The organism is Gemmatirosa kalamazoonensis (assembly GCF_000522985.1).
Lineage (GTDB): Bacteria > Gemmatimonadota > Gemmatimonadetes > Gemmatimonadales > Gemmatimonadaceae > Gemmatirosa > Gemmatirosa kalamazoonensis.
Genome location: NZ_CP007128.1, coordinates 2,502,764 through 2,515,478, shown reverse-complemented (window position 1 = coordinate 2,515,478; position 12,715 = coordinate 2,502,764). Strand labels below are relative to the sequence as shown.

General features: G+C 73.4%; 11 protein-coding genes and 1 pseudogene. 2 read left to right on the top strand and 10 right to left on the bottom strand.

Annotated features, from left to right (window positions below; all coding sequences use genetic code 11):
* Positions 1-10 precede the first annotated feature (10 nt).
* A complete protein-coding gene (locus J421_RS10930; protein WP_025411215.1) occupies positions 11-676 on the bottom strand; it encodes a DUF4331 family protein in 666 nt (221 codons plus the stop codon).
* 394 nt (positions 677-1,070) lie between these two features.
* On the opposite strand from J421_RS10930, the pseudogene J421_RS10925 reads away from it, so the two are divergent.
* Positions 1,071-1,334: pseudogene (locus tag J421_RS10925) on the top strand (GxxExxY protein); the annotation flags it as partial.
* A gap of 9 nt (positions 1,335-1,343) precedes the next feature.
* On the opposite strand, the gene J421_RS10920 reads toward J421_RS10925, so the two are convergent.
* The 6 genes from J421_RS10920 to J421_RS10895 all read right to left on the bottom strand — a co-directional run bounded on the left by J421_RS10920 (position 1,344) and on the right by J421_RS10895 (position 5,642).
* Positions 1,344-1,739 (bottom strand): bactofilin family protein, encoded by a 396-nt coding sequence (locus J421_RS10920; RefSeq protein WP_025411213.1) that lies wholly within the window; start codon positions 1,737-1,739, stop codon positions 1,344-1,346.
* A 5-nt stretch (positions 1,740-1,744) separates the two neighbouring features.
* Entirely contained in the window at positions 1,745-2,626 is an 882-nt protein-coding gene (locus J421_RS10915; RefSeq protein WP_104022503.1) for a M23 family metallopeptidase, read from the bottom strand.
* A complete protein-coding gene (locus tag J421_RS10910) occupies positions 2,619-2,975 on the bottom strand; it encodes a bactofilin family protein (RefSeq protein WP_025411211.1) in 357 nt (118 codons plus the stop codon). Before J421_RS10910 ends, J421_RS10915 begins: the two co-directional genes overlap by 8 nt.
* Before the next feature lie 329 nt (positions 2,976-3,304).
* A complete protein-coding gene (locus J421_RS10905; protein WP_025411210.1) occupies positions 3,305-3,724 on the bottom strand; it encodes a hypothetical protein in 420 nt (139 codons plus the stop codon).
* Positions 3,721-4,389, bottom strand: coding sequence for a hypothetical protein (locus tag J421_RS10900; RefSeq protein WP_148306259.1), 669 nt, complete (start codon positions 4,387-4,389; stop codon positions 3,721-3,723). The genes J421_RS10905 and J421_RS10900 overlap by 4 nt, the downstream gene beginning before the upstream one ends.
* Complete coding sequence (locus tag J421_RS10895) at positions 4,341-5,642, bottom strand: carbohydrate binding family 9 domain-containing protein (protein WP_025411208.1); 1,302 nt, start codon at positions 5,640-5,642, stop codon at positions 4,341-4,343. Before J421_RS10895 ends, J421_RS10900 begins: the two co-directional genes overlap by 49 nt.
* Before the next feature lie 56 nt (positions 5,643-5,698).
* Between J421_RS10895 and chrA the strand changes: the two genes are divergently transcribed.
* Positions 5,699-6,838, top strand: a complete 1,140-nt coding sequence (chrA, locus tag J421_RS10890) for a chromate efflux transporter (RefSeq protein ID WP_104022502.1) — start codon at positions 5,699-5,701, stop codon at positions 6,836-6,838.
* On the opposite strand, the gene J421_RS10885 is transcribed toward chrA, so the two are convergent.
* The 3 genes from J421_RS10885 to J421_RS10875 all read right to left on the bottom strand — a co-directional run bounded on the left by J421_RS10885 (position 6,835) and on the right by J421_RS10875 (position 12,602).
* The gene (locus J421_RS10885; protein ID WP_025411206.1) at positions 6,835-9,807 is read right to left on the bottom strand and encodes a CHAT domain-containing protein; all 2,973 of its coding nucleotides are present in this window, start codon (positions 9,805-9,807) and stop codon (positions 6,835-6,837) included. The genes chrA and J421_RS10885 overlap by 4 nt on opposite strands.
* A gap of 65 nt (positions 9,808-9,872) precedes the next feature.
* Positions 9,873-10,508 carry a transglycosylase SLT domain-containing protein gene (locus tag J421_RS10880; protein ID WP_025411205.1) on the bottom strand — a complete coding sequence of 212 codons (636 nt, stop codon included), beginning with the start codon at positions 10,506-10,508 and terminating at the stop codon, positions 9,873-9,875.
* Between the two features lie 180 nt (positions 10,509-10,688).
* The gene (locus J421_RS10875) at positions 10,689-12,602 is read right to left on the bottom strand and encodes a M1 family metallopeptidase (protein WP_148306258.1); all 1,914 of its coding nucleotides are present in this window, start codon (positions 12,600-12,602) and stop codon (positions 10,689-10,691) included.
* Positions 12,603-12,715 lie beyond the last annotated feature (113 nt).

The following is a 12,715-nucleotide window of genomic DNA, read 5'->3' as shown; positions in this document are numbered from 1 at the left end:
GTGGTCGCGGTCAGATCGCGCCGGCGCTGCGCATCATGCTCGTCGTGCCCCAGATGCCGAACCGCGATCGGCGGCCGCCGTCGCTCAGCATGGAGACCGGCAGCTCGATGACGATCGCGAGGTCGTTGATCCCCCGCACGAAGTCGACGGCCTGTCCCTGCGGGCGGAACGTGAGCGGTCCCTGCGGGATCTGGGACAGCGGCCCGTTCACCGGCTCGCGGTCGGGCAGGATGCGGAAGAACGCCTCGAGGTCGATGAAGAACGGATCGTCGCGCGGGCCGGCGAACAGCTGCACGCCGGTCGGCGAGCCGAGGATCTCCCCGGTGCGGCCCGTGAGCGTGCGCGCGGGGTTCGTCACCAGCGTGTTCGCCGTGCCGGTCTGGTTCGGCCGCACGGGGCCGACGAGGCGCACGGTCTGCCGATCGTTGCCGGCGAACGTCACCTGGAACACCAGGTCCTCGACGCCGTCGCCGTTGTTGTCGACCTTGATCTGGTACAGCGCCTCGTTCACGGTGCCGAAGCGCGCGGTCGGCGTGCGGGCGGGGGTGAGCGGCGACGACGTGCCGAGCACCAGCGCGATCCGGTCGGGCGTCGAGCCCGGGAACGCGTACACGTCGTTCACGTCGAAGCGCTGATTCATCTCGACGAGCGGCGTGTCCTGGTGGTCGGACGCCACGACGACGCCAGCGGCGGCGGCGACGACGACGAGAGCAGCGGCGATCGGCCCAGCATAGCGAGCGAGGGGCCGACCTCGGAGTGCGGGCAAGCGCATCGGAGGTCTCCTGCGACATGGTGAGAGAGCGGCGAACGGCGGCGAGCGACGGGAATACGTCGGCACCGCGTTGCTGGATCTCTGACCTGCGCATCGACGGCCATGGTGGCGGGCCTGAGCAGCAGCGCGCTCGGCTGGAGGACGCATCACCTCCATTGCGTTACGATCGGACCCATGAGGCTCAACGGCCGTATGTGTCCGATGGTAACGCGATGGAAATGATGCGTCCGCGTTCCCTCGCCTACGTGCTCAGCCCCCGCGCTCGCACCTTCGAGCATGTCCCCACAAGGCGGCGCTCGGCCGCGAGCTCCAGCTGCGCGGACACCGCGTCGAGCACGAGGTCTGGGTCGACGTGTACTACCGCGGCGAGGTCGTGCGGCGGCAGCGCATCGACACGCTCGTCGACGACTCGCTCGTCGTGGAGCTGAAATCCACCGTCGTGCTGGCGGCGTACGCTACAAGGCAGACGTACAACTACCTGCGCGCCTCGATGCTGGAGCGCGGCCTGACGCTCCACTTCGGGCCCGAGCCGAGGTTCTACCGCGTGCGCTGTCGCAACTGAGCGCGCGCGTCAGCCGTGCCCGATCTCCAGCTCCGCCTCGAGCACGCCGCCCGTCTCCACTTCCACCGACTCGGCGGCGACGACGCGCGCGTGCAGCGCACCGCCGGCGGCGACCATGACGCGGCGCGCGGCCACGTCGTCGGCGCGGAGCGTGCCGTGCACGACGAGCGTCGCCGCACGCGCGGACTGCACGACGACGGTGCCGTCGGGGCTCACCTCGCACGTCGCGCCGGCCGAGAGCAGCGGACCGCGCACCTCGCCGTCGACACGCAGGTCGCCGGTGACCTGCACCCGGCCGTCGACGTTCGTCCCCTCGGCCACCACGGTGAGCGGCGGTCCCTTCTTCGGCGCGGGCGGCGGGAGCTCGCGCGGCTCGGCGATCTCGTGCTCGAGTGGCTGTGGCATGGTGCCTAACGGGTTGAGTCTGGGGCCGGCGAGGGCGGCGCGGCGCGAACGCGTCGCGGATCGACCGCCTTGCCGAAGCGGCGAACCTCGTAGTGGACGTGCGGGCCGGTCGAGCGCCCCTCGTTGCCGACGCGGCCGACGACCGTGCCGCGCGTCACGTGGTCGCCCGCGTGCACCGTGGCCGACGACAGGTGCCCGAACAGGGTGCTGAAACCGTCGGCGTGGCGGATCGCGACGGCGAGGCCGTAGCCGTTGCGCCACTCCGCGTACTCCACGACGCCGTCGGCGGTGGCCTTCACCGGCGAGCCGTACGCGGCCGGGATGTCGAGCCCGGGGTGGAACTCGGCGCGTCCGCCGCCGAACGGGTTCGTGCGCCATCCGAAGCCCGACGACAGTCGCGCGACGATCGGCACGCCGGTGGGAATCGAGCGCAGACGCGACACCACGTGGTCGCGCACCGTGCCGACGCGCCGCTCGATGTCGTCCACCCACCCGTTCGCCGCCGACGCGCGATCCACGAGCACCGCGGTGGGCGTGGCCGAGTCGCGGGCGGCGCGGGCGGCGGCGACGCCGACCGAGTGCTCGAGCGCCGCGACGTCGGCCGAGAGCCGCGCCGTGCGCGCGGTGAGCGACTGCACGTCGACGGCGAGCCGCGCACGGTCGTCGCGCGCCTGCCGGGCCACGCCGGCGAGGAACGCGAGCGGCACGAGCCACAGCGCGAGCGCAGCGACCGTGGCGACGCGCCAGATCGTGCGGGGCCGGACGCGGATCTCGCGCACCGGGCGCGCGTGCCGCACCACGAGCAGCCGCACGTCCTGCGCATCCCCCGCCGACCGACCCTCCTCACGCGCCGTCGACCGGGCGCGCGCCGCGCGAGCGTTAGGCACCGCCCGGGCCCTGGGGCGCGACGCGCTGCATGGCGCGCGGCGTGAGCTTCAGCACCGCCTTGCGCGCCGGCGCGTCGGCGGTGAGCGCGTCGCCCTCCGACGCGGCCGGCACGCCGATGCGACACGTGGCGCGCACGACGGCGCCCGCCTCCGCGACGAACCGGGTCGCCCGCACCATGCCGCTCACGCGTCCCGACTCCAGCACGAACAGCGCGCCCGCGACGTCGAGCGTGCCGTCCACGTGGCCGGCGACGGTCACCGTGCGCGCGGCGAGCGTGCCGCGCACCGCGTCCTCGCTGCCGACCACCAGCCCGTCTCCCGCGACCTGCGGCTTGCGGCGCCTGAACATCGTTGCGTCCTCACTGCGTGGGGGCACGGCGCGCCGAATCGCCGGCGCCTGTCCCTCACAGGACGACCGGGCCGCACACCGGTCAACATCGCGCGGTCCCTCCCGCGTGACGCTCGACACGAGCGCCCGGTGTGACGCGCGCCACAGTGGCGGCGGCGCGACAGGATCGACGGGGGAACGGCTCGGACAGGATGACGAACCGAAGGAACGAAAAGCGGACACGATGACAGGACGGACAGGACGTGAACCAAACGACTAGTGCAGTGCCTTTGTCGTTGGTTCTCATCCTGTCCATCCTGTCATCCTGTCCAGACCGAGCCCGGGTCCTGTCACTCCTGTCGCGTCGCCCGGAACACGTAGCTCGCCTTCACGAACAGCGCGTCGCCCGTGCGGCGCAGCCCCGAGAACGCGAGCGCCTGCGGCTCGGTGAGCGTGTTGCCGTAGCCGACGAAGAACACGGTGCCCGGCGCCGGCCGGTACGAGAACAGCCAGTCGGTGCGCAGCGCGTTGCTCGCCCGCTCGGCGGAGGCCACGAACGTGCCCGGACTCGAGCCGGGGACAAGCAGCACGCCGCCGGTCGCCGGGTCGCGGAGCGGTGCGCGGCGGCTCGACTCGTACTGCGACACCACGCGCACGAACACCGGCCGCGCGAGCTGGTACTCCATCTTGAGGCGCGGGATGCGCGTCACGAGCGTCGCCTCGCCGTCGCTCCGGCGCGTGAAGCGCGAGCTCACGTACGTCGCGCTCACGCGCAGCCGGTCGCTCGGGCGCAGGTCGAGCGTGGCGTTGTAGTCGCGCCGCCGCGCGCGCGCGACGTCTCCGCGAAGTCGACGTCGTTCCCGATCGATCCGCCGACCGACGCGAAGAAGCGGCGGAACTGCGGCGTGGAGATGCTGTACGCGCTCGTGAGCGTCGCGATGCGCGCCGACGGCACGAACGGCACGATGCCGGCGTCGTTCGCGTTCCTGTTCACGAACAGTCCCCCGTAGCTCGCCGGGTCGAACGCGAAGCTCGCGAGCGTGGGGTTGACGTTCACGCTCCACCCGCCGCGCAGCGTGATCTGGTTCGACGCGGACACGCGGTCCTCGAGCACGCTGCGGCCGGCGAAGAAGTCGGCGTAGCGCCACAGCCCCGCGGTCGTGGCGAACACGTTGTAGCGCTCGAACAGCCCGCCGGGACGGCCGTACACGGTGAAGCGGTTCGAGAAGCTCGGCTGCACGTAGCCGGTGCGCGGCACGAAGCCGTTGTCCGTCTGGAAGCGCGGGCCGATGCCGATGACGTTGTAGTGAAAGCCCCAGTTCCGTCCCGTGCGATCGACGACGCCCTCCCACATCGGCGACGAGCGCGTCTCGCCGCCCTCCGACGTCACGCTCTGCACCGCCTGCACCTGCGCGAAGTAGATGCGGCGGAACACCACGCGCGCGTCGGCGCCGGCGACGTGGTTGTCGCGCGCGCGCCGCTCGTGCGCCCGCTGTACAGGATCCCCGCCGTGTTCTGGCGCCCGAAGTCGCGCCGCAGCCGCACGATGTTCACGAGCGGGCGCGACGCGTCGCTCGTCGTCGCGCGGTCGTCGACCGCGGACAGCACGGCGACGTCGCTGCGTCCGATCTTCCCCGTCAGCTTCGCCGCCGCTTCCGGCCGCACGATGCGGCGCGTGTAGACGAGCGTGTTGGGCACGTTGAACTGGTCGCTTCCCTCGACGAAGAACGGCCGCCGCTCCGGATAGAACAGCGCGAACCGCTGGTCGGTGGCGATCTGCGTCGCGTCCGCCTCGACCTGCGAGAAGTCGGGCTTCACCGTGCCGTTCAGCACGACGTCGCTGCCCACCGCCCAGCGCACGTTGCCGCCGAGCTGCGCGTCGTTCCGGTAGCGCCAGTCGCCGGACGGTGCGGCCGCGGCGCCGGCGGCGGTGTTCGTGAGCTCGGGGTTCAGCTCCACGACCTGCCCGTGCCGCATCCCCGCGAGCCCGACGAGCTTCCCCGCCTGCGCGATGAACGACGCCGACGCGCGCCGCGCCGGCGTCCACGTCTCCTCGTAGCCGGAGTGCTGCACGTGCCGCACGATCTGCAGCCCCCACCGCTGCGGCGCGCCCACCGGATAGCGCAGGCTCGCGAACGGGATGCGGATCTCGACCTCGTAGCCCCACTCGGTGACGCGTCCCTTCGACTGCCAGCGGAAGTCGGCGCTGAGGTCGTTCTGCCCCGGCATGACGTTGGACCCCGGGATGAACCCGCCCGCCTCGCTCTTCGTGCCGTCGGCCTGCACGCCTAACGGATTCACGATGAAGACGAACGCGCGCCGCCCCTCGTCGAACGTGTCGAGCTGGATCTCGACGTTGTCGTCGGCGCTCACGCGGTCGCGGTCGGCGAGCGTGGCCTGCACCGGGCCGTGCGGCTCGTACGCGCGCACGCCGAAGTGCATCGCCGTCGGCGAGTACCACACGAGCACCTCGGTGGAGTCGGGCGCGGGCCGGCCGTCGGCAGGCTGGTACAGCGAGAACCCCGTGAGCAGCGCCGCGCGACGCCACACCGGCTCGTCGAGCCGTCCGTCCACGTCGATCGTCGTGTCCGCGCGCACGGCCGGCACGGTGGTCTGTCCGGCGCGGCCGTTGTGCGTGGCGGAGTCGGTGACGGCGACGAGTGCGGCGAGAACGAGCGACAGCGACATGCGGGCGGGCGCGGCGGGGGCGAGAAGAACGGGCGGCGCGACTAAGATACTGCCGCATGCACGCCCGGACGTCCTCCTTGCGCGAGCTCGCGCTCCTCTTCCTCCGACTCGGCACGACCGCGTTCGGCGGGCCCGCGGCGCACGTCGCGATGATGGAGGACGAGGTCGTGCGACGCCGCGGCTGGCTCACGCGCGAGGCGTTCCTCGACTACCTCGGCGCGACGAACCTGATCCCGGGGCCGAACTCCACCGAGCTCGCGATCCACGTCGGTCACGCGCGCGCCGGCTGGCCCGGGCTCCTCGTCGCCGGCGCCTGCTTCATCCTCCCCGCGGCGCTCCTCGTCGGCGCGATCGCGTGGGCGTACGTGCGCTTCGGCGCGCTCCCCGCGGCGGTGGGCGTGCTGCGCGGCGTGAAGCCGGTGGTGATCGCCGTCGTGCTGCAGGCGCTGTTCACGCTCGGCCACACGGCGGTGAAGTCGCGCGTGCTCGCCGCGATCGGCGTCGGCGCCGTGGTCGCGTCGGCGCTCGGCGTGCACGAGCTGCTCGTGCTCGCGGCGGCCGGCGCGTGCGCGGTGCTGGCGCACGCGCGTCACGGCGTCGGAAGCGCGGTGGCGTTCTGGAAATCGCCCCTCGTGTGGTCGGTCGGCCCCGCCGCCGCCGCGCCGCTCGGGCTCGCCCCGCTGTTCGCCGTGTTCCTGAAGGTCGGCGCGGTGCTGTTCGGCAGCGGCTACGTGCTGCTCGCGTTCCTGCGCGCGGATCTCGTCGAGCGGCTGCACTGGCTCACCGAGCGGCAGCTGCTCGACGCGATCGCGGTGGGGCAGGTGACCCCGGGGCCGGTGTTCACCACGGCGACGTTCGTCGGCTACGTGCTCGCCGGTGCGCCGGGTGCCGCGGTCGCGACACTCGGCATCTTCCTGCCGGCGTTCGTGTTCGTCGCCCTGAGCGGGCCGCTCGTGCCGCGGATCCGCCGCTCCGTGGTCGCCGGCGCGGCGCTCGACGGCGTGAACGTCGGATCGCTCGCGCTCATGGCGGTGGTGACGTGGCAGCTCGCGCGCTCCGCGCTCGTCGACGTGCCGACGGTGATCGTCGCCATCGTCAGCGCGATCGCGCTGCTGCGCTTTCGCGTGAACTCGGCATGGCTCGTGCTCGCCGGCGCCGCGGTGGGGCTCGCGACGTACGCGCTGCGCGGTGCCTAACGCGGCGCGCCGCCGCGGCCCGGCGTGGCGAACGCGTTCATCACGCGCTGCACGAGCCCGGCCCAGACCCCGCCCGCCGGCGTCTTCAGCGGCACCGTGACGAGCGGGTCCCCCACGGCGACGAACGCCGCCCACGTGCGCGGCGGCTCGCCGCGCCGCACCGCGTCGAGCTTCGCCACGCGCAGGGCGTCGGCCACCGGGAGGCCGCGCGCGAGCGCCGCGTAGAACGCGTCGACGAACGGCACGGCGCCCTGGTCGCGGATGCGCCACTCGGTGGCCACGAGCGAGCGCGCCCCCGCCTCGAGGAACGGCGCGGTGAGTCCCTGGATCCCTTCCCCGCCGACGACGACGCCGCCGGCCGAGCGGCACGCGGAGAGCACCACGAGGTCGGCGTCGAGGCGCAGCGCGGCGAGGTCGCCCGGTCCGACGAAGCCGCTCTCGCCGCCGCCGGGTGCGAGCGCGAGCGCCGTGCGCGCCGCCGAGCGCTCGTCGACGACGGCGTGCGTGGCGAAGTGCAGCACCCGATAGCGCCGGAGGTCGGCGCGCTTCAGGAACAGCGCGCTCGCCGCGTCGCCGACGCGCACGTCGGCCGACGGCGAGTAGCGCGCCACGAGCGCCACCTCGCGCTCGGCACCGCGGAGCGGCGGCAGCCCGCCCGACGCGTCGAACGCGTCGCGATACGTCTCCTCCGCCGCCCCGCCGGCCGACGCCCGCGACAGGCGGACCGTCGGGTTGCCTAACGCGAGCAGCGGCGCCGCCGCGGGTGCCGCCGGTGCCGCCGCGCGCACGACGCGCGTCGCGCGCGCCTCTCTGCCGCTCCGCTGCCAGAGCGTGGCCACCACCGACGCGGAGGGGGCGACGCCGAACGCCCACCGCTCCACGGCGAGGTGCCCGTCGGCCAGCCGCAGCGCGTCGAACGGCAGCCGGTGCAGCGGCCCGTCGGGCACCACGACGAGCCGCGTGACGCGCGCGTCGAGCAGCGGCATCGCCGGGTCGAGCAGCGCCGCGCCTAACGTCCGGCCGAGCCGCGCCGCGTCGACGCCGCTCTCCAGCAGCCGGCCGAAGCGCGTCACGCGGTCGGCGAGCGAGTCGACCGGCGGCAGCACCCGCGCGCGCACGCCGTCGCGCCGCACCACGAACACGGTGAGCGGCGCGCCCGCGCCGCCGACGTACGCGAGCAGCGCCGTGCGGTCGTCGGGGAGCGCCGCCGCGACGTCGACGGCGCGCAGCGAGCGCGCGGCGACGTGGCGCGCGGTGTCCGCGCGCGCGACGGCCGGCGCGGCGGCGCGGAGCGCGTCGGCGCGGTCGAGACGGTCCATGAGCTCGCGCGCGCGCCAGCGCTCCGCGAGGTCGAAGGCGGCGATCGCGCGCCCGCCGCCGACGATCGCGCCGAGCGCGCGCGCCCACGCGTCCTCCAACCCGTGCGGCTCCGCGGCCGCCGAGAACACGTGCGCCCGCTGGAAGGCGAGCGTCCGCAGCTCGGTGTCGCTCAGTCGCGCGCGCAGATGCTCCACGTCGTCGAGCGCGGCGGCCATCTCCGCTTCCGCGCGCGCGACGTCGTTCCGCCGCGCGTGCACGTCGGCGAGGCGGATGCGCACGTCGAACCCGACGAAGTCGGTCTCGGTCGGATCGCCGGGCGCGACGGCGAGGTTCCGGATGTACTGCTGCAGTGCACGCTCGGCCGTGGCGAGGTCGCCGCGCGCGACGGCGAGCCGCGCCTCGTCGTCGGTGATCTCGTCGCGGTAGTCCGCGCCCGGGAGCCGCGGGAGCTGCGCGCGCGCGGCGGCGAGCGCGCTCGCCGCCGCCGTCCAGTCACGCTCCCGCTGCGCGACCGCGGCGAGGACGCGCTGCGACTCGAAGATGCCGTTGAAGTCCTGCGCGCGGCGCGACCAGACGAGTCGCTCCGTCGCCAGCCGTCGGGCGCGCGCCGTGTCGCCGCCGGCGAGCGCGGCGAACCCCTGGAACTTCCGCGTGAGCAGGAGATTCACGGTGTCGCCCGTGGCGAGCGACAGCGCCGCCGCGCGATCGAGGTGTTGGGCCGCGGCGGCCCAGTCGCCGAAGTTGATCGCGAGGAGGCCCATGAGGCGGTGCGCGTCGGCGACGGCGGACGGGGCATGCGTCGCCTCGCCCTCGGCGAGCGCGCGCCGCGCGACCTCGCGCATCTCGGCGTATCGTCCCAGCGACTCGAGCGCGTACGAGTGCCAGATCAGCGAGTTGGCGAGCGCGCCGTTCGCGTGCGCCTGCTCGTACAGCGCCGCGGACCGATGCGCGGCCACGAGCCCCGAGTCGAACGGCGCGTTGTGCAGCAGCAGCACCTTGGCGAGCGACAGATAGCCGTCGCCCTCGATGCGGAGCGCGTGTGCCCGCCGCGCGAGCGCGATGCCCGAATCGACCGTGGCCTGCGCCTCGCGCGGACGACCGCGCAGCGCGTACAGCAGTCCGCGGCGGATGTCGAGCAGCGCGCGCACGTCGAACGCGGAGTCGGGCACGAGCCGCGCGGTCGTGTCGAGCAGCGCCCCGAGGACGTCGAGCCCCTCCGTCTTGCCGCGCGAGGACGCGAGCCACACGAGCGCGTGCGCCGCCGCGCCGTCGTCACGCAGGGTGCGCGCGAGCGCGCGGGCGCGCGTGAACTCGGCCACCGCGGCGGGCGTGAAGCGCCGCTCCTCGAGGCCCTCGCCGAGGCCGAGCCGCGCATACAGCGCGTAGCCGTCCGCGGGCCCCGCATCGAGTCGGCGATACAGCCGCTCGGACGTCGGATAGTCGTAGCGCAGCCGCGCGAGCGTCGCGACGCCGAGGACCGCCGCGCGGTCGCCGGAGTCGCGCGCCACGCGTGCGCTCCACTGCGCGCCGAGTCGCGTCGCGCTGTCGCCTTCCACGGCACGGGTCGCGGCGCGCACCACGGCGCGCGGCGGCTCGCCGGCGGGTGCCGCGGATGGTGCGAGCAGCAGGCAGACGAGCAGAGCGAGCATCGCCGCCTCGTATCGGAGAGTGCGTCACGATAGAGGCGGCTGGATGCACTGGCAAGCGCGGGCCCCTACATGCTTCCTCCCGCGGCAGCGGCGGCGACCGCCGTCGGCGCCCGGCGCGGCACGGCCGTCGAGTCGCTCTGCCGACTGGCGAGCAGGGCGTAGCCCGCGCGTCCGAACACCGCGGTCGCGTACACGCCGCACCCCTTCGCGCGCACGCAGCCGTTGTACCGGAGCAGCGCCTCCCGCACCGACTCCGACGCGTCGAGCGCGATGCGGAGCACGGCGGTGCCGAGGCAGATGTTGACGCGCAGGTCGTGCATGTCGTTGCCGCAGCCGCGGATGTCCTTCTTCCAGCTCGGCATGACCTGCATGACGCCGCGGGCTCCCGCGCGCGAGCGCGCGGTCGGCGCGAGCGACGCGTTCTCGACGCCGATGACGCCGACGACGAGCAACGGATCGAGCGCGCGCAGACGGGCGAACTCCATGACGTGCGCCGCGACGGTGCGGGCGCGGCGCTCGGGAGCGCCGTTCGCCACGAGCCAGCGTGTCACCGTGCGCACGGAATCAGCGAGGATCGCACTGTCGGCGGCCGCCGCGGCGGCGGAATCGGCCTGCGCGGCGGCGGCACACGGGCCCCCGGCGAGCAGCGCGACGACGAGCGCGAGGTGGAGCGAGCGGTCCCGGAGCGGACTGGTGAGCATGACGCCTCCCGGTGGCTGGTCCGGGGCCGGCATGGGGCAAGACTCGTGGCCCGGCGGCGCAATCGGACGCAAGTCGCCGCCGCGCCGACGGTTAGGCAGGCGGCTTTACGGCGGGCGGTCCGCACGACCCTGTGGTGCGCGCGCCACGCCGGCGTGGCGCGCATCCTACACTCTTTCCGCCTAACGCCGCTCCCAGGCGTCGTTCGCGCGGTCCATGTCGGGGTACACCTTCCGCGGATCCACCTCCGCGCGCCTAACGGTCCTGCCGGCCGGCGCGCGGTACGTGAAGCGCGGGCCGAGGTTCCACATCTGCACCGGGAGCCGCACCGTCTCCGTCGTGCCGTCGTCGAACGTGAGACGCAGCTCGGCCGGCATGATCATCGTGCCGCGGCTCGACAGCCACACGCGCGCGCGGCGGTCGGCGCCGCCCGCGGTCACCGAGTCCACGGCCTGGTCGAGGCGCGCGGTCGTGTACACCCAGTCGCGCCAGAACCAGTCGAGATCCATCCCCGACGCGTCGCGCATGACGCGGAAGAAGTCTGCCGGCGTCGGGTGCTTGAACGCCCACGTCGCGATGTAGTCGCGGAACGCGGCGTCGAACCGCTCGGGACCGAGCACCTCGGTGCGCAGCAGGTGCAGCATGAGCGCCGGCTTCTGGTAGCCGGTCCACATCAGGTCGCGCACCTCGGTGGGATTCGTGATGAGCGGTTGCTCCTGCCCCGCCGTCGTGTGCGTCGCCGCGAGGTGCAGCGGGTTCACCTCGATCGTGTCGCCGTATGCGGTGCCGGCGAAGTAGAGCGCCGCGTTGCGCAGGTCGATGAACGAGTTGAATCCCTCGTCCATCCACGGATAGAGCCGCTCGTTCGACCCGACGATCATCGGGAACCACTCGTGCCCGAACTCGTGCGCGAGATCCCAGAACTGTTCCTGGCGATTGCTCAGGTTCGGCACGAACGTGAGCATCGGGTACTCCATCCCCTGCACCGGCCCCTCGACCGTCGTCGCGTGCGGCCACGGGTAGCGGTACCACTGCTCGCTGAAGTGCTTGATGGTCGTGCGCGCCATCTTCTGTGCCTCGGGCCATTTGTCGGCCGTCGGGCGATACAGCGTCTGGATGAGGATCCCGTCGTAGCCGCTCGCGTCCCAGATCCAGTTCGGCGCCCCGGCCCACGCGAAGTCGCGCACGTTCGTCGCCGTGAAGTGCCACGTGTACGGGTGGTTGCCGGGACGCGTCCGTCGCGGGTCGCCGGCCTCGGCGCGCGTCACGATGGCGACCGCGGTGTCGGAGCGGCGCGCGGCGGCGAGGCGCGCGCGCTGCGCGGCGGTGAGCACCGCCTCGGGGTTCCGCAGCTCGCCGGTCGCGGCGACGAGATAGCTCGCGGGCAGCGTGAGCGTGACGTCGAAGTCGCCGTACTCGAGATAGAACTCGCCGGCGCCGATGTACGGCTCCTGGTTCCACCCGCGCACGTCGTCGTACACCGCCATGCGCGGGTACCACTGCGCGATCTCGTACAGCGGCCCGTCGCGCCCCATGCGTCCGACGCCCTGCTCGGGCACGGTGAAGTGCCACGCGAAGTCGAGATCGACCGACGCGCCCGGCGCGAGCGGCCGCGGAAGGTCGATGCGCAGCGTGGTGCCGTAGCGCGTCCGCTTCATCGGTGCACCGGCGATCGTCGCGGTGTCGAGCGACGGCTGCCCGGTGAACCCGCCGCACGAGAAGTCGAACGACACCTCGCCGAAGACGAGCGGCGGCTGATCGAGCGTGCTCATGATCGACGTCGGCGCGCAGATGTTCTGCTCCACCTGCAGCCAGAGGTACGGCAGCGCGCGCGGCGCGTTGTTGACGTAGTGGATCGTCTCGCGACCGCGCAGCATGTGCGTCGCCGTGTCGAGCGACGCGACGATGCGGTAGTCGGCGCGCTGCTGCCAGTACCGCGGCCCCGGCCGTCCGTCGCCGCCGCGGTACTCGTTCGGCGACGGCAGCGGCAGTTGCCGGAACGGCGAGCTGTCGGCGACCGAGAGCTCGCGCGGCTGCGCCGAGAGCGGTGCGGCGACGGTCGCGAGCATGACGGCGAAACGATGAAAATTGGACATGACGCGGCTCATTGGGCTCGGCGTTTTCGTCCACAGATTGCACAGACGAGCCACAGCGATGAGGCTGAAGCTAATAGCGATCGCCTCATCGCTGTTGCTTGTCTGTGTAATCT

Excerpts from the sequence above, each read along its gene's own strand:
- J421_RS10920 (WP_025411213.1), bottom strand. The coding sequence starts at position 1,739 with ATGCCACAGCCACTCGAGCACGAGATCGCCGAGCCGCGCGAGCTCCCG.
- J421_RS10910 (WP_025411211.1), bottom strand. The coding sequence starts at position 2,975 with ATGTTCAGGCGCCGCAAGCCGCAGGTCGCGGGAGACGGGCTGGTGGTC.
- J421_RS10895 (WP_025411208.1), bottom strand. The coding sequence starts at position 5,642 with ATGTCGCTGTCGCTCGTTCTCGCCGCACTCGTCGCCGTCACCGACTCC.
- chrA (WP_104022502.1), top strand. The coding sequence starts at position 5,699 with ATGCACGCCCGGACGTCCTCCTTGCGCGAGCTCGCGCTCCTCTTCCTC.
- J421_RS10885 (WP_025411206.1), bottom strand. The coding sequence starts at position 9,807 with ATGCTCGCTCTGCTCGTCTGCCTGCTGCTCGCACCATCCGCGGCACCC.
- J421_RS10880 (WP_025411205.1), bottom strand. The coding sequence starts at position 10,508 with ATGCTCACCAGTCCGCTCCGGGACCGCTCGCTCCACCTCGCGCTCGTC.
- J421_RS10875 (WP_148306258.1), bottom strand. The coding sequence starts at position 12,602 with ATGTCCAATTTTCATCGTTTCGCCGTCATGCTCGCGACCGTCGCCGCA.